General features: G+C 38.2%; 28 protein-coding genes and 1 tRNA gene. 12 read left to right on the top strand and 17 right to left on the bottom strand.

What is annotated here, in order from left to right:
• Positions 1 to 52 precede the first annotated feature (52 nt).
• The 4 genes from AB1467_01630 to AB1467_01645 form a co-directional block, all read right to left on the bottom strand.
• On the bottom strand, positions 53 to 610 hold the full coding sequence (locus AB1467_01630) for a hypothetical protein (protein ID MEW6294978.1): 558 nt from the start codon (positions 608 to 610) through the stop codon (positions 53 to 55).
• A 159-nt stretch (positions 611 to 769) separates the two neighbouring features.
• Positions 770 to 2125 (bottom strand): ATP-binding protein, encoded by a 1356-nt coding sequence (locus tag AB1467_01635; GenBank protein MEW6294979.1) that lies wholly within the window; start codon positions 2123 to 2125, stop codon positions 770 to 772.
• Between the two features lie 99 nt (positions 2126 to 2224).
• A complete protein-coding gene (locus AB1467_01640) occupies positions 2225 to 3118 on the bottom strand; it encodes a dockerin type I domain-containing protein (GenBank protein MEW6294980.1) in 894 nt (297 codons plus the stop codon).
• Positions 3119 to 3206: 88 nt separating this feature from the next.
• Complete coding sequence (locus tag AB1467_01645; GenBank protein MEW6294981.1) at positions 3207 to 5249, bottom strand: hypothetical protein; 2043 nt, start codon at positions 5247 to 5249, stop codon at positions 3207 to 3209.
• 210 nt (positions 5250 to 5459) lie between these two features.
• Here AB1467_01645 and AB1467_01650 point away from each other — a divergent pair, with 210 nt between their 5' ends.
• Entirely contained in the window at positions 5460 to 5762 is a 303-nt protein-coding gene (locus AB1467_01650) for a ribbon-helix-helix domain-containing protein (protein ID MEW6294982.1), read from the top strand.
• Here AB1467_01650 and AB1467_01655 read toward each other — a convergent pair.
• Entirely contained in the window at positions 5749 to 6108 is a 360-nt protein-coding gene (locus AB1467_01655) for a PIN domain-containing protein (protein ID MEW6294983.1), read from the bottom strand. The genes AB1467_01650 and AB1467_01655 overlap by 14 nt on opposite strands.
• A gap of 62 nt (positions 6109 to 6170) precedes the next feature.
• Positions 6171 to 6437 carry a helix-turn-helix domain-containing protein gene (locus AB1467_01660; GenBank protein ID MEW6294984.1) on the bottom strand — a complete coding sequence of 89 codons (267 nt, stop codon included), beginning with the start codon at positions 6435 to 6437 and terminating at the stop codon, positions 6171 to 6173.
• A 267-nt stretch (positions 6438 to 6704) separates the two neighbouring features.
• Between AB1467_01660 and AB1467_01665 the strand changes: the two genes are divergently transcribed.
• On the top strand, positions 6705 to 7874 hold the full coding sequence (locus tag AB1467_01665; protein ID MEW6294985.1) for an MFS transporter: 1170 nt from the start codon (positions 6705 to 6707) through the stop codon (positions 7872 to 7874).
• Here the strand turns inward: AB1467_01665 and AB1467_01670 are convergent, their stop codons facing one another.
• The 6 genes from AB1467_01670 to AB1467_01695 are packed head-to-tail and all read right to left on the bottom strand — an operon-like array spanning position 7875 to position 11083.
• Positions 7875 to 8402 (bottom strand): hypothetical protein, encoded by a 528-nt coding sequence (locus AB1467_01670; protein ID MEW6294986.1) that lies wholly within the window; start codon positions 8400 to 8402, stop codon positions 7875 to 7877.
• A gap of 5 nt (positions 8403 to 8407) precedes the next feature.
• Positions 8408 to 9091 (bottom strand): sigma-70 family RNA polymerase sigma factor, encoded by a 684-nt coding sequence (locus AB1467_01675; protein MEW6294987.1) that lies wholly within the window; start codon positions 9089 to 9091, stop codon positions 8408 to 8410.
• Between the two features lie 10 nt (positions 9092 to 9101).
• Entirely contained in the window at positions 9102 to 9779 is a 678-nt protein-coding gene (locus tag AB1467_01680; GenBank protein MEW6294988.1) for a fibrillarin-like rRNA/tRNA 2'-O-methyltransferase, read from the bottom strand.
• Positions 9780 to 9800: 21 nt separating this feature from the next.
• Complete coding sequence (locus AB1467_01685; protein MEW6294989.1) at positions 9801 to 9944, bottom strand: hypothetical protein; 144 nt, start codon at positions 9942 to 9944, stop codon at positions 9801 to 9803.
• Between the two features lie 16 nt (positions 9945 to 9960).
• Positions 9961 to 10296 carry a hypothetical protein gene (locus AB1467_01690; GenBank protein ID MEW6294990.1) on the bottom strand — a complete coding sequence of 112 codons (336 nt, stop codon included), beginning with the start codon at positions 10294 to 10296 and terminating at the stop codon, positions 9961 to 9963.
• Positions 10297 to 10339: 43 nt separating this feature from the next.
• Positions 10340 to 11083: an NOP5/NOP56 family protein gene (locus AB1467_01695; GenBank protein ID MEW6294991.1), complete on the bottom strand. Its 744-nt coding sequence runs from the start codon at positions 11081 to 11083 to the stop codon at positions 10340 to 10342.
• 87 nt (positions 11084 to 11170) lie between these two features.
• Between AB1467_01695 and glyS the strand changes: the two genes are divergently transcribed.
• From glyS to AB1467_01710, 3 genes are all read left to right on the top strand, one after another.
• The gene (gene glyS, locus AB1467_01700; GenBank protein MEW6294992.1) at positions 11171 to 12670 is read left to right on the top strand and encodes a glycine--tRNA ligase; all 1500 of its coding nucleotides are present in this window, start codon (positions 11171 to 11173) and stop codon (positions 12668 to 12670) included.
• 43 nt (positions 12671 to 12713) lie between these two features.
• Positions 12714 to 12785 (top strand) — tRNA-Thr (locus AB1467_01705).
• A 61-nt stretch (positions 12786 to 12846) separates the two neighbouring features.
• A complete protein-coding gene (locus AB1467_01710) occupies positions 12847 to 13278 on the top strand; it encodes a DUF1616 domain-containing protein (GenBank protein MEW6294993.1) in 432 nt (143 codons plus the stop codon).
• 8 nt (positions 13279 to 13286) lie between these two features.
• Here the strand turns inward: AB1467_01710 and AB1467_01715 are convergent, their stop codons facing one another.
• From AB1467_01715 to AB1467_01730, 4 genes are all read right to left on the bottom strand, one after another.
• A complete protein-coding gene (locus AB1467_01715) occupies positions 13287 to 13682 on the bottom strand; it encodes a hypothetical protein (protein MEW6294994.1) in 396 nt (131 codons plus the stop codon).
• Between the two features lie 30 nt (positions 13683 to 13712).
• Positions 13713 to 14780, bottom strand: a complete 1068-nt coding sequence (locus AB1467_01720) for a hypothetical protein (protein MEW6294995.1) — start codon at positions 14778 to 14780, stop codon at positions 13713 to 13715.
• 79 nt (positions 14781 to 14859) lie between these two features.
• Positions 14860 to 15516: a zinc ribbon domain-containing protein gene (locus AB1467_01725; GenBank protein ID MEW6294996.1), complete on the bottom strand. Its 657-nt coding sequence runs from the start codon at positions 15514 to 15516 to the stop codon at positions 14860 to 14862.
• A 153-nt stretch (positions 15517 to 15669) separates the two neighbouring features.
• Entirely contained in the window at positions 15670 to 16071 is a 402-nt protein-coding gene (locus AB1467_01730) for a hypothetical protein (protein MEW6294997.1), read from the bottom strand.
• A 97-nt stretch (positions 16072 to 16168) separates the two neighbouring features.
• Between AB1467_01730 and AB1467_01735 the strand changes: the two genes are divergently transcribed.
• The 3 genes from AB1467_01735 (at position 16169) to AB1467_01745 (ending at position 18039) form a co-directional block, all read left to right on the top strand.
• Complete coding sequence (locus AB1467_01735; GenBank protein MEW6294998.1) at positions 16169 to 17158, top strand: MBL fold metallo-hydrolase RNA specificity domain-containing protein; 990 nt, start codon at positions 16169 to 16171, stop codon at positions 17156 to 17158.
• A gap of 37 nt (positions 17159 to 17195) precedes the next feature.
• Positions 17196 to 17549, top strand: coding sequence for a hypothetical protein (locus AB1467_01740; GenBank protein ID MEW6294999.1), 354 nt, complete (start codon positions 17196 to 17198; stop codon positions 17547 to 17549).
• Positions 17550 to 17622: 73 nt separating this feature from the next.
• Entirely contained in the window at positions 17623 to 18039 is a 417-nt protein-coding gene (locus AB1467_01745; protein MEW6295000.1) for a type II toxin-antitoxin system VapC family toxin, read from the top strand.
• Here the strand turns inward: AB1467_01745 and AB1467_01750 are convergent.
• Positions 18032 to 18316 (bottom strand): ribbon-helix-helix domain-containing protein, encoded by a 285-nt coding sequence (locus AB1467_01750; protein MEW6295001.1) that lies wholly within the window; start codon positions 18314 to 18316, stop codon positions 18032 to 18034. The genes AB1467_01745 and AB1467_01750 overlap by 8 nt on opposite strands.
• A 75-nt stretch (positions 18317 to 18391) precedes the next feature.
• Between AB1467_01750 and AB1467_01755 the strand changes: the two genes are divergently transcribed.
• Genes AB1467_01755 through asnS form a run of 4 tightly spaced genes read left to right on the top strand, consistent with a single transcriptional unit; the run spans position 18392 to position 22574 of the window.
• Positions 18392 to 19027 (top strand): endonuclease III domain-containing protein, encoded by a 636-nt coding sequence (locus AB1467_01755; GenBank protein MEW6295002.1) that lies wholly within the window; start codon positions 18392 to 18394, stop codon positions 19025 to 19027.
• A gap of 41 nt (positions 19028 to 19068) precedes the next feature.
• Entirely contained in the window at positions 19069 to 20379 is a 1311-nt protein-coding gene (gene aspS, locus AB1467_01760; protein MEW6295003.1) for an aspartate--tRNA(Asn) ligase, read from the top strand.
• Between the two features lie 17 nt (positions 20380 to 20396).
• Positions 20397 to 21263 carry an MBL fold metallo-hydrolase gene (locus AB1467_01765; protein ID MEW6295004.1) on the top strand — a complete coding sequence of 289 codons (867 nt, stop codon included), beginning with the start codon at positions 20397 to 20399 and terminating at the stop codon, positions 21261 to 21263.
• A gap of 9 nt (positions 21264 to 21272) precedes the next feature.
• Positions 21273 to 22574 (top strand): asparagine--tRNA ligase, encoded by a 1302-nt coding sequence (gene asnS, locus AB1467_01770; protein ID MEW6295005.1) that lies wholly within the window; start codon positions 21273 to 21275, stop codon positions 22572 to 22574.
• Positions 22575 to 22646: the final 72 nt, after the last annotated feature.

Consider the following 22646-nt stretch of genomic DNA (forward strand, 5'->3'; position numbering starts at 1 on the left):
AAGTTATATTGATTTGATGCAATTAATAAAAAAATGCTGTTTTTATGTTCCTTTAAATTAGAATTGAAAGAATGAATCCTGCGGCAAGGGGTATTGTAATATTGTCATCTATTGGAATGAATTCTGCGAGCATCCCAATTATTGCTGTGCTCAATGCAATCCACGGTGCGAACAGTATCTGCAGGTAAAAGAATGAAATTACAACCCCTGCTGCTGTCCCCTCTAATGTTCTATTGTTGTACAGTTTGAATTTTCCAATGCTTTTTCCAACGATTGTTGCAATGCTGTCGCCGAAAACCAATACCAGTAATGCGCCCATTAAAACCAGAAAATTAGAGTAAAAAATTAATGACGCAAGAAGAATGCCCCCAAAAAACATTATTGCGCCTCTTCCAGGCAGCTTTTTTTCTTCTTCCCTGCCCACAGCTTTAATTATTTTGTGCAGGAAGCTTTTCTCGTCTCTTTTTGCGTGGAATGAAAGCCCTAAGCCTAACACCACAATGCCTGCACTCAAAAAAAGAAAGTTCACTGCCCCAATGAAGCCTAACACCAATATCATTACGCAGCCAAAGAAATAGTGAACGAACTGCCTTCTCAATTCCTTCCTCATTTAATTCAGTCCAATTCTTTTTAGCATAATAAGAAGAAAGGAAAAAAAGAAAAAAGGAAGGGGGAAATTGCCTTAATAGCCGCAGTTTGGTGCTGTTCCGCCCTTGAACAGGTAGTTCACAAGGTATATTACGTCTGTTACTGTTGCTTTCCGCCATTTTTATGTTTTCATTATGTCTCTTAAGTCAAATATTTTGCAGTTATCTATTTCCTTTATTTCTGCTTTTTTTGCTATTATAATAAATTGCCTTTCATAATTGCCATGCAAATTTATTTGCTCTGCCTTTCTTTTGATTTTGTATAAAATTTCTTGTGCTTCTTTTTTTATTATTTTTTTCCATTTTACTTCCCCGCATAATATTTTACTTTTTAGTCTGTCAATTCCTACAATATCAATTTCTTCTTTTTTGTTCCACCACCTGCCAAAAATAAAGTTATTGAACGGCTTTTGCTTTTTTATCCATTCAAGGGCAATCTCCTCAAATGCTTTTCCAACAAAAGCGTTTAATTCAGGGTTTATTTTTTCTTCAATCAGTTTTTTCTGTCTTCCTTGCTCAATGTATTCATTGTTTTCAAATATGAATTTGAACCAGAATTTAAAATAATTATCTTTCAGTACGTAAACACCCCTTCTTGATTTTTCTGGCTTGAAATCGGTGATGGGCACTCTCCTCTCAATTAAATGAAGTTTCTGAAGCACGCTGGCATACTTGGTTATTTTTGCTTTGTCTATTCCTGTGTCATTCATTATTTCCCCTATTTTAGTGTTCCCTTTTGCAATAGATTTTATTATTGAATAATAAGTGCTTGGTTCATTGAGTTCCTGCTGTATGACGTACTGTACATCCTGATACAAAAACTTGTTTTTGTTTAATACTTTCTCCAGTAAGTTTTCAGTCAATTTTTTGTTTTGGTCAAATTCCAACAAATATGCTGGAGTGCCCCCTAAGACGGCATAATTAATGGTCTTTTCCTCCGGTGAAGCTTTTGGAAAAAAACTGGAGGCGTCCTCAAATTTTAGCGGTTCTAGCTGTATTTGTTCAGTTCTTCTACCATAAATAGGGGACTTGTAACCTAACAGTGACTCCATCATTCTTATTGAGGAACCACATAATACAATAAAAGATGGTTTTTTGCTGAAATTCTTGTCCCAGTGCTCTTGCAGAATTGAAGGCACTGCCTTATTTGATTCTACGAGAAAAGGAAACTCATCAAATAGTACGGGCGCCTGCTTTTCTGCCAGATAAATAAACAGAGAGTCATAGTTCTGGAAAGGATTTGATTTAAGGAAAACGTCATGGAAAAATGCTGATGCTTCTTCACTCATTTTTTTGAGCTGTTCTTTCTCAGATTCCTGCCTTGCCACAAGATATAATGCCTTGTGCCTTCTTGCAAACTCGTTCAGCAAAGCTGTTTTTCCAACCCTCCTCCTACCATAAAGAACTACAAGTTTTGGGGTTCCTTCATTATACAGCTTTTCAAGCAACCTTACTTCATCAACCCTGTCAATAAACAAGTATACTCACAAGTATACTATTCTAAAGTATACTATTTAAACGTATGCTTTAAAAATAACAAAATTATAAAAATAAAAAAAAAGAAGGGGGAAATTGCCTTAATAGCCGCAGTTTGGTGCTGTTCCGCCCTTGAATAGATAGTTCACAAGGTATATTACGTCTGTTACGTTCACTTTCCCGTCATTGTTTACGTCTGCTGCATCCATGTCTGCCGGTGCAGGCCCGCCTTTGAACAGGTAGTTTACCAAGTATATTACGTCTGATACAGTTACTTTTCCGTCATCCAATTTAGCGTCTCCGCACACGCTTCTCACCTGAATTTGTGCAGTATCTTCATCGAATCCTGTATAGTTGTCTGTTGCCTTAAAGGTGAAATCATATGGCAGTACTGTATTTGCATCAAGCCCTGGAGTCCAAGTGAATGTTCCTGTTCCATTACCATTGTCTGTTAGATTACCTAAAGTGTTTGGATTAACGCTCAATGCAATGTCGTCGTCATGGCATTCACTATAATCCAAGTCCTGCGCCGTAATACTCACTGTCGCAGTGCTTCCCTTCAACACTTCCTGATACGTTGGTGCAACGGAAATCGTTGGAAGGCGGTTGACGTTGTTTACTGTTAGGGTATGGTCGCTAAATCCAGAGTAATTTGGTCCATCCCATAAATGAATTCTGAAATTATATTGTCTGGCTTGACAAAAATTAGGAGTCCAATTTAAATAAACTCTATATTCATTTCCAAACCATCTGGCATAAAAATTCATATCAGATAATACGTCTCCTTCAACAGTAAAACTACAATTTGGAGGATTAGTGCAAGGATCTATGCTTGTTAGTGGATTATTAAAATTTTTGTTTTCATCCGTATTATCTTGCAATTTTTCAATTAATGACTTTTCATTGAATATGTAATTATTGTTAACTGCCATTACCAGTGAAATAATTATTATAAAACTTATTGTTGTTAAAAGAAATCCTTTTACGAAGTTCATTGTTTTTTACCCCCTTTCAGTAGCAAAATTGCTACATAAATTTATGAATGTAAAGCAATTTAAATGTTTTTGTTTTGGAACTCTAAAACTATTGCCTTTGTTTACTTCTTAGCACCACAACTGAAACAGCAATTAATACTACCACAATAGTCCAATAATTTGCTTCAGGGGCAGTTGCTTGAGCTTGAGAAACATAAAAATAGCGAGTCATAGTATTGTTTACAGGCTTTGCATCCAGAACATAGTTTCCTGTTCCATCATCAAAATAGGCAGTTGCAACAACACGATAGTTTTGCTTTGCATCTAAATTAGAAGTATTAAAATCATTGAAAACAAAATCTACGGCGTTTCCTGCGGCTACATTATTGATAAATTTTGAGTGGGGGCCGGTCTTTTTTACATTATTTTCATCATATATTTCAAGGGTTACTTTTATGTTATGTTTGTTTGAATCCAAATTCTGTACATTCGCTGTGAAGTTCACTAGCTGGCCTTTCTGGACGCTTTCTGGTGTTATCGTGAAGGAGTTCATGCGGAGGACTTCGTTGTAGTTGATGTCAATGTATACGTTATATCCTGGCTGGTCTTCGAAGATTCGCCCGAAATCTGCTGTTTTGTCAGTGAAAATAATTATTCTAAGACTGCCTTTTCCGGCTTTATTGCACATGTACTGTGCTGTGAGGCTCCATTCATTATTGTCTTGATTTTTTGTAATGAAGTCAGAACCAATCCTAGTGCATTGAGGATCACTAAAACCTGCAACCCCATAAATTTTTGAATAAGCATAGGTTAATGAAACCATTTCGCGGGCATAATTTTTTATTGTTCCAGTAATTGTAAGTGGCTCCCCAATGAAACTATATAAATTGTATTTTGGAAAATAAAAATCGATTCTCGGAACATAAAATTTTGCAGTGTATTTTTTATTCCCATAAGGGCTTGAAACATTGAAATTTATGTCATATGAACCAGTTTCACACCCAATCATTTCGATTGCGCTGTCATAAATTCCTATCTTACTACCTAACCTGTAATAAAAATTATCAAAGGCTCCAACGCATTCATTACCGCAGAAGGCCATAAAAGGCGCTACTGAACCACAATCAGCTGTATAACCCCAAGAAGTATTTATATTTGTTGTTGGGCTGTCCCTAGACGGATTTAAAGCAAAAACCTCTGTTTTAACAGTCGTAGTGTTCCCTGAAATACAATTACCTCCGTTATCCTCCCAACAATTACCGTAATATGGCCCAAAGCCATTCACATCAATATTTTGGTCACTATTCCCTACAATTTGAACTATCCCTGTTGCGGTCCTACTGTTCCCGCTTTTGTCATACACTCTTGCTTTAACAATTTTTGAGCCAGTGCTTTTGCAATAAATTCGTAAAACAAAATTGACATCATTTGCAGATGGAACTGGCGAAGGAGATCTGCTTGTTTCAATGCAATCGCTGTCAATTAACCAAACAGGGAGCTGCGTGCTGCCATCAAATCCTGCCAGAGAAGAAGCATTGGCATTAATATCAATTGTTTGGTTTGGGATGCCCCACCAGGTCTTAAAATCAATTGTTGGCCCAACAGGATCTATAAATGATACTAGAGTTGAAATTGATTGGCTTGCTTTCTGCTGCCCGCAAAGCCCAACACCTGCAGCAGACCCTATACCCACAACAGAATACGTTATATTACCTGAAACAGAAGCATTTATGGTATGAGATACATTAATGTCTACAATACAATTATAGTCAGGAATTTCTGGGTGGTCAGGTCTGCCAGGATTACAGATAGGTTCTCCCTGTTTGTAAATAATGTTAGTGATAGGGTAACCTGAAGGCAGAGCCTCTAAATAACACTCCTGCAAAAGTTTAGGGTAATTGTCTCTGAACTCTTTAGGAATTTTTTCGTTACCTAAATCATTAAAAGTCATTGCGTCATCCCACCAATTATAGCTGGCTCTAATTGTAACTTTCATTGAATTAGTTGTATTCTTCGTAAAGGTTGGCGTGCCTCCAGTGTCATTAAATACGCCGTCTGGGTTTGCATTAATGTCCTGAACTGCAAAATTGTATGCCTGGGCTCCGCTCAAAGCGAAGATTAGTATGACTGCTAAAGCAAGAAACTTCTTCATTTTTCAGGACCTTTTGGCGTTTGATTGTATTAATTATAGTGCAAGGGCATTTAACTTTTTCGCTGCCCCTTTTCTCTTTTAAAAAAAGAGAAAAGATTTCAAAGCTCTGCTTTGAAAATTTTCAAGCAAAGCTTGAAATGTGGTAAGTTGCCCCAAAAGAGAAAAAAACAGAAGAGCTTTTAAATATTGCATTGCATTACATTGTATTGCATGGAGAATATTTGCTTGAGATTGGGTTCTGCGCTTTCAAGGCAGATTGAAAAGGACATGAAGGAATTCAAGTACAGCACCAAAACAGAATTCATCAGAGAAGCAATCAGGAGCAAGCTCAGCTCGTTGGATGAAGAAAGAAAGAAGAAGAGAGCTTGGGAAGCGCTGTTTGCAGCTAGAGGCGCACTCAAAGGTAAAAGCAGGTTCAAGACAGATGAAGAGTTTTACAATTGGAGGCATGGAGAGGGAAGCAAAGAAATGATGGAATATTATGAGAAAAAGTTTGGCCTTAATCAAAAATGACTTCTTCTGGCTTTTTTGATTCAACTATATCTGAGAGTTCTTCGAACTGTTTGTCTCTCGTAATCATTAAAGCTTTATTGTCTCTTGCAATAACTGCATGAAAAACATCATTGAATGGCAGGTCTCTTTTTTCTGCAATTTGTTTTGCTTCAATGGTTTGCTTTGTTGTTGCAGGAGCTTCAATAAGAATGTCCTTGAAATAAGAAAACATTTCTTCTACAAATTCTTTTGGAAAGAGCCTTAATTCAAACAGGACAGGCTCAGCATAAATTATTTTGCAATTATGCTTTATGCAGTTATTAAGAAACTGGAAAGCAAACTCCCCCAACGGCCTTATGCCGTCCATTCTGTCCTCAAGGTAGTCCCTCTAGATCGAGGTGTCCAAGTAAAACCTTTTTTTCATAAGAATTATTTTTTTATTAGGGAGAAGACAGAGTCAACAGGATTCAAGGCCTTGTACTTGAGGTTTATTCTTTCAATCATTTTTTCTTCTATGAGGTCTTCAAGTATTTTCTTGAGTTTGCTTTCCTCTATTTCTGTGAGCTCAATTAATTCGTCCAGAAAGAGTTCCTCGAACTTGAGGAGAGAGCACAATACTTTCGCGTGGCTTTCAGAGAATTTCGTTCCCAAATCCTCTTTTGAGGCTTTCAGGCAGGCTGCCTGCATTAAACTCATCAATTGAATTGAACTCCAAGAGAACTGTTTTGAGGGAGCGCGCCCTTTTTTTCTGAAGCAAGGACGCGCTCAGGGCTAGGCTCTCAAAAAACCAACTCTCTGGAAATAATTCTTTTCCCTGCAATTAATAGGGTTAAAGTTTAATTTAGTGGGTTAAAGTTTAATTTAGTTCAACTGAAAAGTTTAATTTTTGCTTTTTCCCCCTTTTTTGCCTTTTAATGCAATAAAATTATTAATTTCTTAAGGCATTATTTTGTGGTGTAATAAATGCCTTTGCAGCACGTGCACAAGCAGAACATCATTGACTCAAACAAGGAATTAAAGGAAGTATACCTTAATCTCATGGTTTCCTTTTTTGCTGTGTCAATGATTGACTTGTTCATTCCAGTGTACCTTCTCCAATTAGGCTACAGCTTATTTGATGCAGCATTATTCTGGCTTGTATTCTTGCTGTTCATTGCTTTCACTTATCCTTTCAGCGCAAAGCTTTCTGAGAGAATTGGGGTAAAGCACACAATTCTATTGAGCGCTCCATTGCTCATAATATTTTATCTTTCAATGTATTCTTTGAGCTTCAATTATTTTCCTGTGCTCTTGCTTGCAGTCCTTTTGGGAATAACTAAAGGAATTTACTGGATGCCCTTAGAGATAGATTTCATTGCCAACTGCCATAAGAGGGTGAAGGGAAGGGAAGTAGGCTACAGCCAGGTTTTCCCAAGGCATGGAAGAATTTTAGGGTCAATAATTGGGGCTGTAGTATTGGTTTCTTTTGGCTTCCAGTCATTGTTCCTGTTTGTTGTCGTAATTCTTATTGCTTCAATTATTCCCTTGTTCACCTCAAAGGATTTCCCTCCGAAAACTAGGGATCACTGGGATTACGCCTTCTCCGGGAGTTCACTGAAATATTTTTTTGGCGCAGCAGTAGAAGGAACATATGATGTGTTTGAGAGTTTTTTATGGCCTTTATTCATCTTTTTTTCCTTCGGAGGCCTTGTGGCAGGAAAAAGCATTTACTCCATAGGCTTTGCTTCCTCAATCCTTGTAATTGCGACAATTGTTTTTGCTTTCATTGCAGGAAAGAAGACAGACCAAGGAAAAGGAAGGCAGATGCTATTGATTGGGGCAGCAGTAGGTTTTTTTTCTGCTTTGGCTGCAGTTTTCGCTTCAAGTGAAGCCGCAATCTTATTGATTTCTTTCCTGGTTGGAATTGGAATTGTAATGAGGAGCGTTCCATTCACTGAATACATGTTTTCCCTGATAAGAAGGCAGAGCATTGAAGGAGGCCTTATAGTGAGAGAGGCAGGCCTCACTTTAGGCAGGATTATTTCCTTTTCAGCCTTCTTTCTGCTTGGCTTTGCTTTCCCTCAGGCATTCACTGCAGTATTCATTATAACAGCGATTGCAAGCGCCTACTTTCTGGTCGTAAAATTAGAATGATCATTTCTCCCACTCTTCCAGAATTTTTTTCATTGAATTCCAAATAATACCCCTTTCTTTTATTTGATGCGGTGAAACTAACTTCCAAAACTTTTCAAGCAATTTTCTGTATTTCTGCCATAACTCAATGTCCCTTTTGCTTCCATATCCCAAAATAAAATTTTTTTCTGCTTCAAGCCCAAGTTTATGTCCTTTTTCCATAGAAAACTTTCGTGCAGGAGTATTTTTTGCATATTCCAATTCTGCTGCTTCATGGTGTGCAGCTGCCTCTCGGAGTATTTTCGGCTTGATTCTTTCGCTTATCAAAACTTTTCCGTTAGCAGAAATTGTTCCATCGACAATTCCCAAATAACCATTGTTTTCACACAAATAATATTTTATGCCGTTTCTTGTTTTGAGTTCTTGTTTGATTTTGTATTGGCTTTCAGGCAGCCTCTTTCTCGCTGTTGCAATTAATCTCTTAATTCTTTTTTCTCTTAACTTTCTTTTTTTTCTTATTATAAACCTTCTTCTTTTTTGTGCAGGCATTAAATTCACCTTATTAATCCGTTTTCTTTAATGTATTTTCTTACCTGCTTTAAAATTCTTGCTGTCCTCCACCTTACTGTCACTTCGCTGATGCCAAATCTTTCGCCTATCTCTTTTGGTTTAAGAAATGGTTTGCCTTCAATTCCAAAACGGCAGAATACAATGTCTTGATGTTTTGGGGCCATCCTCTTTATTATTCTGATAACCTTATTGTAGATTTCCTTGATTTCGTATTTTTCTTCTGGTGTTAGAACTTTGATTTTGAATTCAAGTGAATTGTCTATTTTTCCTTTTCTTGACTTCAATCTATCGCCGAGCACAATAATCTCTTCTAATGACACCTCTTTTTTTGCTATGCTTTTTTTCTTTCTCATGTAATCAATCATTTCATTTAATGCTACCCTGTACAAAAAAGTGCTTGGATTTGCTTTTATTTTCGGGTTATACTGGGGCAGGGTTCTATGAAGTTTAATTAGAGACCTTTGCACTAAATCTTTTTTTTCTTCTGCTGTTGGATTGAATTTGACTGCAATTGACTCAAAATAACTCTTGGCTTTTTTAACTAAATGATCAAATGCTTTAGGATCCCTTTTTGCTTTTTCCATGAGCTCTCTTGTAATAAAAAGTTTTTCTCTTGCTCTTTTTTCTCTGGGCAGAATAATTCTTTTAGGCTTCCTTTTCAGCTGCATTAAATTTCACCTACAATTTCTCGCAGTATACCATCAAGTGGGAGGAATGGAACGGCTCGAGTGGAATGCTTTGAATTATTTTGAATTCTTCTCTTAGCTTTCTGGTTTCCTGCTCGAAGACCTTTTTTTCGCTTAATTGCTGGGAGATGCTTTTGGCTTTGATTGCAATTAACCCTTTTGCTTTCTTTTTCAGGAAAAGCCTTGCATTCTTAAGAAAGATTTCGGCCTGGTTCTTCTGCGCTATGTCCTGGTACAATAAATCGAATTTTATTTCCTTTAATTCTCCTGCATAGCTTTCGGGTTTTGCTGCGTCTGCAAGGACTGGCAGGATGTTGGGCCTTGATTCGCTTAATTCAATTAGTTTAGGCATTGCTCTTGCGCTGATGTCGACTCCAGCAATAATTCCTCTTTCGCCTATTACATCAGAGATATGGGATGCAGTTGTTCCTTCTGCAATCCCCAAGTACAATACATTGCTTTTTTCTTTAAGAGGAAGTTCTTTGAGGCCGTTGTTTATTGCTGCAGCAAGCTTTGACCTGAAAGGATTCCAGATCCTGCACTCTATTCCTTCAATTTCAATTAATTCTTCCCCGTAAACCTTCTTTTTTGGAGTCAAATTTTTGGTCAGAATTTTCTTGTTGGAAGAGTAAACGCCTTTAAACTTTTCAATTAATTTTTCTTTGCCCATTTTTTTTCACTTGACCTGGATTTAGTGCAGTTTTCTGACGAGATAAAATGTTTTCTGCCTTTTCCCGCCGATTTTTCTTTTTTTTATTTCTTCAATCTCGAATCCAATTTTTTTTGCTGCTTTTGCCCGGTTTTTGTGGGGCGTAATAATTCTGGGGCACTCCATTTTTCTCCCGTTTTTTTTAGCATTCCGCCCTCATTTTGGGCTCTAACAATTTTATTGCCTCATGCGATAAACCTAAACCCCTGTAATTTTTTTCTATGTTTCCTACCTTTATTATGTTCTCCCTAAAGGAAAAAAAGCCCACTGGCTCTAAAGTGTGCCTTCTCACAATGCTTAGCTCTCTTTCGTCCAAGTAAAATAAAAAAACCTTTCCATCAGAGTCAATAAAGCTTGCAATGAATTTGCCTAAGCTTTCATGATTTTTCTTTCCTTCCAGTTCAATTTCATAAGGTCTTACATGTTTCAATTCCCTTGCTTTTTTTTTGTAGTCCCTGTACTTTTTAATTATGCTCATACACTAAAATTAGCTGTTAACTGAATTAAAATAATTTGCTTTTTTAGGCTTTTTTTGAGAAAAAGTCTTTTTTGGCTGCAATTGAGAGCTTTCCTGAAAGCTTTCTTGCAATTTTTCCTTTCAGTTCTTTTTTTGCTTCCCTTACAGAAGGGTGAGCGAATATGAGGCCGTACTTTGGGGGTTTTGCCTTCTGCTTCAAGTGCCTGAATAATGCCTTTTCTGCTCCAAGCAGTTGAATGGTTGAAGAAGGCATTAAAGCTAATTGTTTTAGTGAACCTGCCTTTGCCAAAAGCCTTGCTGCAATTATTGGAGTGGCAAGCCCAGAGAAATTGGGTGAAAGCTCTTTCATGAGCTTCTCAATGTACTTGGCTATTTCTTCTCGCTCTTTCTTTAATTCCAGTGCGTTCTGCGCAAGCAATTGAATCTGCCTTAAGTCTTCTTTTTCTAATTCTGCTCCCATTGAATTCCTTGCCTTTGCCTCTATTTCTTTTGCCTTAATTTCGTTTTTGTATAATTCCATTACTTTTTTTTGGGTGAAATTTTTTCTTTCCCCTAAAGCAATCAATTTAAGGAAAGCCTCATTGTCCTGCACCATCCTGTTCAATTCAGGGAAGTGCACTCCAAACCATTCCCTTGCCTGCTCTGCAAACAGATTAAAGGCGTTATCCAGGTCCTCAAGGAGATTAACTGCCTTTATTGCATGGTAGTCTCGCCCAGTGAATGCCTCTGCAACCCTCTTCTTTGCCTTGGCTATAAGCCTTTTCCTGAGCTCTTCGCTTTTCTGCATAAAAAAACCTGAATTAAATTAAATAAAGCATTTGTTTAATTATTATTTAATAATTAGTATTGAATTAAATTTATTAAACTGATGAAAATGCAGAACAATTACGAAAAAATAATTGACTTGGCCTTGAGGAGGTCAGTATTCTTTCCTTCAGCCGAAATCTACGGGACAGCATTTTCTGGATTTTATGATTACGGTCCTGTGGGAGAAGCAATAAAAAGGAAAATAATTGATGCCTGGAGGAAAAAATTAGTTCAAAGGGAAGGATTCCTGGAAGTAGACGGAGCGCAGATTCTTCCTGAAAAAGTGTTTGACGCTTCAGGCCACCTGAAAAATTTCAATGACCCTTTAGTTCAATGCACTAAATGCCATTCGCTTTACAGGGCAGACAATCTTCTCTCAGACCACTTGAATGTTAATTTCCCTGAGTCAATGCCTGCAGAGCACTTTGACGAACTAATAAAGAAAAACAAACCGAAATGCCCTAAATGCAAGGGAGAATTAGGTGGAGTGAAGAGATTCAACATGATGCTTAAAGTGCAGGTAGGCGCAACAGGAAAACAGAAAGGCTTTCTAAGGCCGGAAACCTGCCAGAACATCTTCCTTGACTATGACAGGCTTTCAAAGACAATGCGATTAAACCTTCCTTTTGGGATTGCACAGGCAGGAAAAAGCTTCAGGAATGAAATCGCGCCAAGAAACATGCTTTTGAGGGAGAGGGAAATCAATCAAATGGAGATAGAAGTATTCTTCAACCCCAAAAAAATAAATGAAATCAAAAAATTCCATGAACTTGAAAGCAAGAAATTGAATATACAGAAGCTCAAGGAAGAGAAACCAAAAGAAGTTTCAGCAAAAGAATTAGTGGAAAAAAACATTGTGTCAGGAAAGCTCATTGCATATTATCTTGCGAGAGTGCAGGAATTATACGAATTTTACGGCGTGCCAAAAGAGAAGATGAAGTTCAGGCAGTTAGGAGAAGAAGAAAAGGCCTTCTATGCAAAAGAGGCATGGGACTTTGAAATTCTGACCTCGCTTGGATGGATTGAACTTATAGCCTGCAATTATCGTTCTGATTATGATCTTAAAGGCCACGCAAAAGAAAGCAGCAGGAACCTGAAAACAAAAGAAGATGGGGAAGAATTCTATCCTAATGTATTCGAGCTCTCGGCAGGAATAGACAGGACCTTGTACGCCCTATTGGAATTGGCATTACGCGAAGAAACAAAGAAAGGTGAAGCGCGCTTATACTTGGATTTAAAGCCTTCCATTGCGCCTTACATTGCAGGAATCCTTCCTTTGGTGAACAAGGACGGATTAGACGAAAAAGCAGAGAAATTGTTTGAAGAACTGAAATCTTACAATTTGGATTTATTCTATGATGATTCTGGTTCAATTGGAAGAAGGTATGCAAGAATAGACGAAATTGGAGTGCCTTTTGCGATTACAATAGATTATGATTCAATGAAAGATGACACAGTAACTTTGAGAGAGAGGAATTCAACGCAGCAGAAAAGAATTGCAGTAAAAGAACTGCCTGAGCTTTTATGGAAGCTTGAAATAGGCAAAAAGGAATTCAAGGACCTCTGAATTCGCTAATTTTTTATTCTGTTTCCAACACAATTTTTTTTATGCCCTGGTAGCTCAATGGCAGAGCAAATGTTTCGTAAACATTAGGCTGAGAGTTCGAGTCTCTCCCAGGGCTTTTTCTTAAGGCAATTGTTTTAAAACTGAATCATGCCTTAAAATTAATTGGTTTGATTGAAATGCCTGCAGCGCAGAAGAAAGAGGAAGAAACGGATTTCATGCTTTTCTCGGTTTTAGTCATAGCGCTCATAATTGTACTTGGCGCACTAATAATCTTCAATGCCTCAAAGGCAAAGCCTGAGACATTCTCTCAAGTGTACTTTGATCCAGAGAAACTGCCTGAAAAAGTGAAAGCAGGAGAGCAGCTGCCTGTAAACTTTTTCATTGACAACAGGGAAGGCGCAAGGACTGAGTACTCATGGAAGATTAAGGCTGAAAACGAAATTAAGGCGCAAGGAAAAATTTCAGTTGAAGTAGGCCAAGTAAAGGAATTAAACGAAAAAATTTCTTTCCAAAATTCTTACGCCGAAAAGCAGAAGATTCTGGTTGAAGTATTAAAAGCCGGAGCAAAAGAGGCTTACACCATCTGGTTTTTTGTGAAAGTAGAATAAAGCAGTTTTTATGGCCTTGGCCTGCCAAAAGGTTTTCCAAAACGCGCCCAGTATTTTTCTTCTACCTTAGCTTTTTTTTGTTTTATATTTGTAGATTTATAAAGAGTTTTATATATTTTCCTGCGTTTCTTTCTGGTTTCAGGAGTCTTCACAGAAATGCGCCCTCTTTTTTTGTTTGATTTCAGGTTCACGCTGTAATTGAATTCCATTTTCTCTTCAGGGCTCAAACCTTGAGTTATTTTTGCTCTTTCTTCTTTTAATCTCTTTCTTACATTCGAATAATCCGTTCTCAATTCTTGTTTTTTCTTAAGGTCTTTTTCTTTATTGTGTTTTATGAGCAAAAGCCAGTTCTTAAAAACTTCTTCAGAATAAGCTTCTGCTAATTTTTCTAATTCGGGGCCCATAAAATAGAATTAGAATTGAACTTGTTTTTATTACTTCTTGTTTTTGTGTGCTTTGAGTTCTTTAATCTTTAATTCTTTCTCCATTTCCTGTATTTTTTTCTCTTTCTCGTGGGCTATGACCTTGAAGTTTTCGAGGAGGGAGTGCTTTTCTTTGAGTTCTTCCTCCAGCTTCTTTAATTTCTTTTCCACTTCCCTTGAAGCTTCCTGTTTTGCTAGAACCTTTGATTCATTCAAGTGCAATAATTCTTTTGAGTATGCTCCTCTGAGCTTTAGGGTGTCGTGCTCTATTTCCATGATTATTTTTTTGGTGTAATCCCTTTCTTTTTTGAGCAATACAACCAAGTCAAGGCTCTTGTTCATGAAATTATAGGCAAGGTCTTCAATCAACTGGTTCTTCTGCCTTAAAGAATTATAGCCTTCATTCAATTGGTCAATTTTCTTCCTGAATTCCGTGAAATCCTTCACAAGGAGGGCGTTCTCTGCCTCCATCCTGCGCGCCATCTCGTTCAATTCCTCCTCCAATTCAAATGAATCCTTCTCAGAGAGCTTTGCAGAAAAAGACACATTCCTTAAAGACTCATATTTCTCTTTTAATTCCTGGATTTCATTTTCCTTCTGCCTTAAAAGCGCAAGCAGATTCTTTGCAGTGCTCTTTTCTTCTGTTGGAATTATTGCCTCCCTTCTAGTAAAGAGATGAAGCCTTTCAATTGCAAACCTTGTCTTTAAGAGCAGGCGAAGAATTTTCTCGCTTAATGCAGAGTAAAGCTCTGGCACCTCAATTTTTTCTTTTAAGTCCAGTACATCCTTTTTTGAGTGAATTTTTTCTTCTTCAAAGGCCAGATTCCTTCTGAGAAAATTCAAGGTCTTCTCATACTCATTGACTAAAGGCTCTAAATTTGGTGAATCAATGCCTGGATCGCTTTCAAGGCCTTCCTTTATTGCCTTGATTGAATCCTTTATTCCTTCAATTCCGTCAATTGAATTGTTTAATGCGTGAACTAGAGAGTGCCTGTTGAACTGCTTCCATTCATTTGAAGTAACAGTCTCGTGCAATAAGTTTGTCTTGTGCAGGAGCTCTTCAACCAATTTTTCTACCATTTTGTTCGCCTTTATACTTATAACACCACTCAAATTTATATTTTTGTATGCTGTACTTGTATTTGCAGTAAACTACCGCCTAACAAGTTAGGTGGCTTTCCATAAGAGTTGAAACATTATGCACGGCATCGTTGGTTTCAAAACCATCATTGGAACGCAGAAGTGCGTTTACAGGCACTCGTCTGCTGGTAAACTGGAAAAAAACAGTTTGGTCAGAACAATGCTTTTCCCGCACCAACAGGGATTTGATAGTAATTGCAAGGCTTGCTTTCCTGTCACTATTGACAACCTGCCCACATTTGCATTTGAACAGGGCATAGTTGCTGGAATGCCCTTTAGCCAAAGCACCGCAATGGCTACACCACTTGCTTGTGTGATAGGCATCAACAACATTAAAGGCAATCTGCTTGTCAAAGCATCTGCTTTCAAGCAATTGCTTAAAAGAATAGAATGGGATACGCATAACCTCTTTGTTAAAGCGTTTTCCTTTTGGAGAAAAGCGTTTAAGGTTTTCAATCGCAATACCAGCATTATATTGCAGAGCCATTTCAGTTATTTGTTTGACAACTTCACCAAGCCTGTTTTTGACAAAGTTGTGTTCCCTTATTTTAAGTTTTTCAAGAGACTGCTTTGCTTTATGGCTTCTTTTGTCAGCAAGCGACTGCAACCGTTCCTTTCTTTCAAATATCTTTTTTCGCTTAACCCAAAGGTCTTTGCCAAAGTAAGTTTGTTTCATAACCTTTCCGCCGAGGGAAAGGACAGAAACGGCAAAGCACTTGCTGTTGATGTCTACCCCAAGAACATTTTTGCTTTGAGGAAGTTCAGTTTCCTCTTTAGAAAGATAAGCAACAACTTGACCGTTTCCAACAAGCCCATAAGTCTTGCACAGCTAACCGCTTTCAACAAGAGAACAATATCTCTGAAAACACCTATTCCGCTTGATTGGAACAGCCAACACCTTCTTTGGATACATCCTGAACTCAACAAAGAAGTTGGCTTTGGTTTCAAAGACCTTGCAGTTTCTTGGAGCGTTGAATTTGACAGTAATCTGTCTGATGGCGGTTGCCTTGCTTCTGGCAACATTTCTTTCAATATCACAGATAACTTGAGAACCAAAAGAGGTTTTTTTCTTGCTGGCTGAATATGTTGCGCGATGCAAGTCCATCAAGTGTTTTGATTTTCTTTGTTTGAGCAAATCATTTGCGAGTTCAATAGCCTCTCGGCTAAACTCTTTCAAGGCATTTTGTTTTGTTTTCGTTGCAGTTGTTTGCAACAATATTGCCCGTTGCATTGTTCCGACCTATATATTCAGCAACAGAAAAGCATTTAAAAGGAGGGAGTTGTAATTCTTTCACCCTATAAGTAGGGGGCTCCTTACAACAACGATTATGAAGATTTCAGCAGAAAACGGGATAGTATTGGAGAAGTTGCTCTGCATTGACCCAAGCAATTCCAGGGAAGCAGGCAAAAATGTATTTATAACTCACGCTCATTCAGACCATGCCAGAATTAACGGACACAATAATTACTTCATGTCAAAGGAAACCCACTCTCTCCTGAAGACAAGAAAAATCAATTCAAGCAGGATAAAGGAATTGGAGCAGAAAAAGAAAGAGGCCTTAGATAATGCAAAGATTTCACTGCATCATTCAGGCCACATTCTGGGCAGCAGCCAGGTGATGATTGAAGCAGAAAAGAATTATGTTGTTACCTCAGACTTCAAACTGCAGGACTCACTGTTATTCAAGGGAGCGGAAATACTGCCTTCGGATGTCCTGATAATTGAGAGCACTTTCGGATTGCCTGAATATGTTTTCCCTGAAAGGGAAGCAGTGTACAGGGAAATTACAAGGTGGACGAAAGAAAGGATTCACAAAAAAAATTTTGTTGTGTTGGGGGGATACAGCATTGGGAAAGCGCAGGAGCTGACAAGAATAGTGAATGAGTTTCTGGGTGAAGTGCCTTTAGTGCACGAGACAGTATTCAATTCAAACAAGGTTTACGAAGAGAACGGGGTGAAACTAGGGCCTTACCTGAAATTGGACCACAATTTAAAGGAATCAAATGTCCTTATAATGCCACCGCAATTGATTTCAAGGGATTTAGTGCACGCCCTCTCAATTTCAATTGGAAGAAAGGCTGAGGCAGCAATTGCTACAGGATGGAATTACTCTTTCAACGGCTTCAAGAGCTTTCCCTTGAGTGATCATTCAGACTTCAACCAATTAATGCAGTATGTAAAAGAAAGCAATCCCAAAAATGTTTTTACAGTGCACGGCTTTGCAGAAGAATTCGCCCACTCAGTTAAAAGAAAGCTTGGAATAAACGCAAGGCCTTTAAGCGAGAGCGCTCAATGCACTTTAGGGGAATTTGATTAAAAAATTTATTCATTAAATATTTTTTTGGGGGCAAAAATTGAATAAAACAAAAACAATTGCGCTCGCGTTGCTTGTTTTGGCAATAACAGTGCTTTTCAGTTGCACCTCTGTGACAGTTGATAGAGGAGATACTAAACCAACCACGGAAAAAATAAAAGACGCATGCATTTCTCTCTGCAATGTGGAAAAAGCAAAAGGCACAGACTTGAGCAATGGACCCTGTTTAGGAAATCCTTTAAGTGGATTCCCTGATTTCGTGTGCGATGTAGCGCACGACCCAAGGACTGCAGTAGATAACCTGCCTGAAAACCAGTGCTCTGCCTTCAGGGAAGGAAAAGCAAAGCACTTCGTGGAAGTAGACGAAAGCTGCAAGGTAATAAACGAATACTGAAATCGTAAGGCAATTAACGAAGGCAAAACAATAAAAAACAAGCATAGTAATAATTGAGTAGAGAGTTGGTAGAGTGCGCAGAATTTATTTGGATTCAAACGTATTTATTTCTTTCATAAACAAAGAAATTGGCAGAAATGTTAGGGGCTTGTTTGTTGAAGTGAAATTATTTCTTGAAAAAGTAAAGGAGAAAGAGGGTGTTTTAGTTTTATCTGAATGGTTCTTTAGGGAAGCAGAGCGATATTGTTATTTGACTAAAGACGAAATCTTGAGGTATTTCAGGAAAAATAGAATAAAAACAGAAGTAATAGAAGAAAAAGAGACGCTTTCTTTGAAGGGGTTTAGAGGCAGAGGAATACATTACGCTGATTTACTCCATGCTGCAACTGCAATAAAATATAAGTGTGATTGCATTGTAACCTTCAATGTTAATGATTTTGAAAAAATAAAAGACAAAATAGAAATTTTTGAACCATTAGAGTTTACTTAATGCCTTTTTCTTTCATGAATTCTCTGGCAAATTTGTCTCTTTCCTTTTGCGTAGGCAGGCCCCCCTTGTAGCCCCTCTGCCTTGCTTTTGCGGCAAGCCTTTCAGCTCCTTCCCTGATCTTCTTCAAGTCTTCATTTAATTCCATTCCTGTAGAAAGATTCTTTCTAATTGCATCCTTGAGGAACTCGCTCCTAGAAGAATAAAGCTTTGAATGGTCAATAAACTCATCGATTGTCTTTGCGAGGGCTTCATCAACAGCAACAGACAGCATCTTCATGAAAAAAACCTCTTAATAATATATTAATAATATGTTATGAAAAGGGATTTAAATGTTTTGCCTGCAATTTTAGCTATGAAGCCTATTTTTCTGTACAAAAAGCTTTATTCTTCTTTTGGGCTTCAAGGATGGTGGCCTGCTGAAAGGACTTTTGAGGTGTGCGTTGGGGCAATTCTCACTCAGAACACTTCTTGGGGCAATGTGGAGAAAGCTCTGAATAACCTGAAAAAAGAAAAGAGACTGGACGCAAAGAAAATTTCTGCAATGAAGAATAAAGAATTGGCTGAACTTATAAGGCCTGCTGGCTACTACAATCAAAAGGCTTCTTACCTGAAAGAATTCTGTTTGTATTTAAAGAAGTACAATTTCAATTTAAACAAATTTTTTTCAAAGAAAATTCCAGAGCTGAGAAAAGAATTGCTTTCAATTAAAGGAATTGGTCCAGAAACAGCGGACTCAATGATTTTGTATGCAGCAGAAAAGCCTGTTTTTGTAGTAGACGCTTACACTAAAAGAATAATTAACCGGCTGTATAACAGAAAATACGATGATTATAATAAACTGCAAGAATTCTTTCACGAGAACCTGCCAGAAGACGCAGGGCTCTTCAATGAATTTCACGCCCTTCTTGTAAGATTGGGTAAGGATTACTGCAGAAAGAAAAAGCCTTTGTGCAGGGAATGCCCTCTAAGAAAGGAGTGCAGTTTTTAATTACTTTATATTTTTATTCTATAATTAATCGGGTTTTGTTTATGGAGAGAATCAATGCTTCTGAAGCATCCAAAATGAAGGGAAAGAATGTAGTTATAGGGGGCTGGATTCAGGAGTCAAGGGATTTGGGGGGATTGAAGTTCCTTCTTTTGAGGGACTGGACTGGAACAATACAGGTTACTGCATTCAAGAAGACAACAGAAAAAAAATTGTTTGACTTAATAAGCCAATACACAAAAGAGTCTGTTATTGAAGTGCAGGGCAAAGTGCAGGAATCAAAGCAGGCCCCAAACGGAATTGAAGTAATACCAGAAAGAATTGAATTGATTGCAAAGGCTGAAATGCCTACTCCTATTGACTTGAGCGGGAAGATTGACTCAGACCTTTCAGTGAGGCTGGACTGGAGGTCAATAGACTTGAGGATGCCAAAGAATTTGGCCGTAATCAAAATTGAGGCTTCACTCGTAAAAGGAATGCAGGAATGGCTTAACGAAAACAAGTTCCTTCAAATATTTACCCCCTGCCTTATGGGCTCAAGCTCTGAGTCAGGGGCAGAAGTGTTTGAAGTAAAATACTACAACAAAAAAGCCTTCTTGAGGCAGGACCCTCAACTGCACAGGCAGTTGGCAATTGCAGCAGGAATTGAGAAATTGTATGATTTAGGGCCTAGCTGGAGGGCTGAACTCTCTTTTACTGCAAAGCACTTGTGCGAGCACAGGGCCGTAGCAGTAGAGCAGGCATTCATCAAAGACGAATTGGATACAGAGAGAACTCAGGAACAGGTGGTTATTGCAGGAATAAAGAAAGTGAAAGACAAATGCAAAAAGGAATTGGAGTTATTGGGCATTGAAATTAAATTGCCTAAAGTGCCTTTCCCTGAATTGAGGTTTCCTGAAATTTATTCAATTTTAGAAAAGAAAGGAAAGAAACTGAAGAGGGGCTCTGACCTGGACGCAGAAGCAGAAAAAATATTGTGGGATTACGTGAAAGAAAAGTTTGGAGCAGAGTTTTATTTCTTTAACAGGTTCCCTTTTGAGGCAAAGCCTTTCTATGTAATGAGGGTGGATGAAGACAATGAATGGGCGAGGAGTGTAGACCTGAACTTCAAGGGAATGGAGTTGAGTTCAGGCGGCCAGAGAGAGCACAGGCACCAAAAAATAATGGAACAAATCAAATTGAAGGGAATGAATGAAAGGAGCTTAGAATGGTTCACTAAATTCTTCAAGTACGGCGTTCCAGGCCACGGAGGCTTTGCAGTAGGCATTGAAAGGCTCACAAAACAATTGCTGGACTTGGAGAACATCAGGGAAGCAACCTTATTCCCAAGAGACCCGGAAAGGCTGCTGCCCTAAAATTAAAATTAAATTTTTTGCTTGAAGGTGAAATTATTGAATTGATTGTTTTAGGCTCTGGGGGGGCAGTGGCTTTTCCAAGGCCTTGCTGTTCGTGCAGCAAATGTAAGGAAGCCAGAAAAAAGGGAATTCCTTATGCAAGAACAGGCCCTTCTTTGTTCTTGAAGGATGAAAGCGTATTGTTTGATACCCCTGAAGAAATTACACTTCAATTGAACAGAGAAAAAATCAAAGAAGTGAAAAGGGTTTTTTACACTCACTGGCATCCTGATCATACGCAGGGAATGAGATTATATGAACACCTAAATTTCAATGATTTTAATGAGAAAGGATTGCTTGCCCACAAGAAGAAGCCAGTGCAGGTTTATGTTCCGGAAGACGTAGTTGAGGACATAAGAAAATATTCTCCAAGCTTTTTCTATTTTCAAAAGAAAGAGTGGATGAAAATCAATCCAATAAAAGACAGAAAGCCAGTAAAATTTGGTTCAATTAAGATAACACCATTAAATTTGAAGAGAGATGACAGGACGAGATACGCTTACTTAATTGAAGAAAAAGACAAAAAGGTTGTTTATGCCCCCTGCAGCATTTATAAAATGAAAATTGACTCATCCTATAAAAACTTGAATTTGCTTTTCATTGAGACAGGCTGGTTTGGAGACACAAAAAAATTGAGGGCTACAAGGAAAGGCTCTTTCCCAGACCACATAAGCTTTGAGGAAGACATTGAATTAATAAAAAAATTAAAGCCGAAAAAAACAATTCTGACACACATTGAAGGCTGCAATCATACAACTTACGATAAAGTAAAAAAAGCAATCAAGCCATTTATTAAAGAGAACAAAATTGAAGTGGCATGTGATGGAATGAAATTAAAAATTTAAGGGAAAAAAATGGACCAAGAAAAATTCGTTTCAGTGCAGAAGGCCTTTGGGTTAGGGGAAGGGGAAGTCCAGTTGAGGGGCTGGATTAAGAGGAAGAGGGAGATATCAGACACAATATTTGTTTTATTGAGGGACTCAACAAACGAAATCCAGTGCGTTATAGAGAAAGGCAAAATGAGTGCAGAACAGTGGAATTCAATTAAAAAGGCAGGAATTGAGAGTTCAATTGAATTGAAAGGCCTTTTGAGCGAGGACAAGAGGGCTCCAAACGGATTTGAATTGAAGGTTCAAGAACTGAGTGTTGTGGGATTAAGCGAAAGCTTCCCCATCTCAAAAGACTTGAGCGAGGAATTCTTGTTGGATGTAAGGCACTTATGGTTGCGCTCAACAAAAATGACTGCAATCAATAAAATTAGGTCAACAGTGCTTTATGCAGTGCGCGATTATTACAGGAAGATAGGCTGGTTTGAGACAAGCCCTGCAATTATTACGCCTAATGCCTGCGAGGGAGGAACAACACTGTTTGAGTTCAGCTATTTCGGGGAGAAAAAGTTTCTTTCTCAGAGCGCGCAAATGTACCAGGAGGTATTAATTTTTTCCTTGGAGAATGTATGGGGTTTAACTCCAAGCTTCAGGGCAGAGAAATCAAAGACTGCAAGGCACTTGACTGAGTACTGGCATTTAGAGGGAGAGGCAGCATGGAAGAAGATGGAGGACATGATGAAGGTAATAGAGGGGATGGTTGAATTCGTCTGCGAGGCAGTAGCAAGGGAGAACAAAAAGGAATTGGAATTGCTTGGAAGAAAGCCAGAGGAATTGAATGCTGTAAGAGCCCCTTTTGCGAGGATAAGCTATGACGAGGCTTTGGCTGTCCTTTCTTCAAAATACAAGAAGAAGATGAGGTGGGGCTCAGACCTTTCAATTAAAGAAGAAAAACTTTTAGGCCAGGATGAAAGGATTCCGTTCTTCATTTACGGTTATCCCACTGCAATAAAGGCTTTCTATGTAAAGGAAGTGCCTGAAGACCCAAAGAAATGCTTTTCTTTTGACTTGATTGCGCCTGAAGGCTTTGGGGAAATATGCACTGGAGGCCAGAGGGAAGACGTAATAGAGAACATGGTTAAGAAATTAAAGAAAGATAAAATTCCCCTCAAAAATTATGAATGGTATCTGGACCTGAGAAGATATGGCTCTGTGCCTCACTCAGGCTTCGGCTTAGGCATTGAAAGGCTTTTAAAATGGATTTGCAGGCAGGAATCCATAAAGGACGTAATCCCTTTCCCGCGCACTATAAACAGAAGCTATCCTTAAATTCTTTTTCTTTCACTTGATTATTATATGCGCCAATACATTGTTTTTTTGGCTGACAAGAAACTTTTTTTC

The organism is Candidatus Diapherotrites archaeon, assembly GCA_040755695.1.
In the GTDB taxonomy this organism is placed as follows: Archaea; Iainarchaeota; Iainarchaeia; order Iainarchaeales; family 1-14-0-10-31-34; genus JBFMAK01.

Excerpts from the sequence above, each read along its gene's own strand:
- AB1467_01655 (MEW6294983.1), bottom strand. The coding sequence starts at position 6,108 with ATGGACGGCATAAGGCCGTTGGGGGAGTTTGCTTTCCAGTTTCTTAAT.
- AB1467_01680 (MEW6294988.1), bottom strand. The coding sequence starts at position 9,779 with ATGGGCAAAGAAAAATTAATTGAAAAGTTTAAAGGCGTTTACTCTTCC.
- AB1467_01720 (MEW6294995.1), bottom strand. The coding sequence starts at position 14,780 with ATGGTAGAAAAATTGGTTGAAGAGCTCCTGCACAAGACAAACTTATTG.
- glyS (MEW6294992.1), top strand. The coding sequence starts at position 11,171 with ATGCAGAACAATTACGAAAAAATAATTGACTTGGCCTTGAGGAGGTCA.
- AB1467_01665 (MEW6294985.1), top strand. The coding sequence starts at position 6,705 with ATGCCTTTGCAGCACGTGCACAAGCAGAACATCATTGACTCAAACAAG.
- AB1467_01755 (MEW6295002.1), top strand. The coding sequence starts at position 18,392 with ATGAAGCCTATTTTTCTGTACAAAAAGCTTTATTCTTCTTTTGGGCTT.
- AB1467_01690 (MEW6294990.1), bottom strand. The coding sequence starts at position 10,296 with ATGAGCATAATTAAAAAGTACAGGGACTACAAAAAAAAAGCAAGGGAA.
- AB1467_01630 (MEW6294978.1), bottom strand. The coding sequence starts at position 610 with ATGAGGAAGGAATTGAGAAGGCAGTTCGTTCACTATTTCTTTGGCTGC.
- AB1467_01715 (MEW6294994.1), bottom strand. The coding sequence starts at position 13,682 with ATGGGCCCCGAATTAGAAAAATTAGCAGAAGCTTATTCTGAAGAAGTT.
- AB1467_01670 (MEW6294986.1), bottom strand. The coding sequence starts at position 8,402 with ATGCCTGCACAAAAAAGAAGAAGGTTTATAATAAGAAAAAAAAGAAAG.
- AB1467_01725 (MEW6294996.1), bottom strand. The coding sequence starts at position 15,516 with ATGAAACAAACTTACTTTGGCAAAGACCTTTGGGTTAAGCGAAAAAAG.
- AB1467_01640 (MEW6294980.1), bottom strand. The coding sequence starts at position 3,118 with ATGAACTTCGTAAAAGGATTTCTTTTAACAACAATAAGTTTTATAATA.
- AB1467_01730 (MEW6294997.1), bottom strand. The coding sequence starts at position 16,071 with ATGCAACGGGCAATATTGTTGCAAACAACTGCAACGAAAACAAAACAA.
- AB1467_01650 (MEW6294982.1), top strand. The coding sequence starts at position 5,460 with ATGGAGAATATTTGCTTGAGATTGGGTTCTGCGCTTTCAAGGCAGATT.
- AB1467_01660 (MEW6294984.1), bottom strand. The coding sequence starts at position 6,437 with ATGAGTTTAATGCAGGCAGCCTGCCTGAAAGCCTCAAAAGAGGATTTG.
- AB1467_01685 (MEW6294989.1), bottom strand. The coding sequence starts at position 9,944 with ATGGAGTGCCCCAGAATTATTACGCCCCACAAAAACCGGGCAAAAGCA.
- AB1467_01675 (MEW6294987.1), bottom strand. The coding sequence starts at position 9,091 with ATGCAGCTGAAAAGGAAGCCTAAAAGAATTATTCTGCCCAGAGAAAAA.
- asnS (MEW6295005.1), top strand. The coding sequence starts at position 21,273 with ATGGACCAAGAAAAATTCGTTTCAGTGCAGAAGGCCTTTGGGTTAGGG.
- AB1467_01750 (MEW6295001.1), bottom strand. The coding sequence starts at position 18,316 with ATGAAGATGCTGTCTGTTGCTGTTGATGAAGCCCTCGCAAAGACAATC.
- AB1467_01710 (MEW6294993.1), top strand. The coding sequence starts at position 12,847 with ATGCCTGCAGCGCAGAAGAAAGAGGAAGAAACGGATTTCATGCTTTTC.
- aspS (MEW6295003.1), top strand. The coding sequence starts at position 19,069 with ATGGAGAGAATCAATGCTTCTGAAGCATCCAAAATGAAGGGAAAGAAT.
- AB1467_01645 (MEW6294981.1), bottom strand. The coding sequence starts at position 5,249 with ATGAAGAAGTTTCTTGCTTTAGCAGTCATACTAATCTTCGCTTTGAGC.
- AB1467_01735 (MEW6294998.1), top strand. The coding sequence starts at position 16,169 with ATGAAGATTTCAGCAGAAAACGGGATAGTATTGGAGAAGTTGCTCTGC.
- AB1467_01695 (MEW6294991.1), bottom strand. The coding sequence starts at position 11,083 with ATGCAGAAAAGCGAAGAGCTCAGGAAAAGGCTTATAGCCAAGGCAAAG.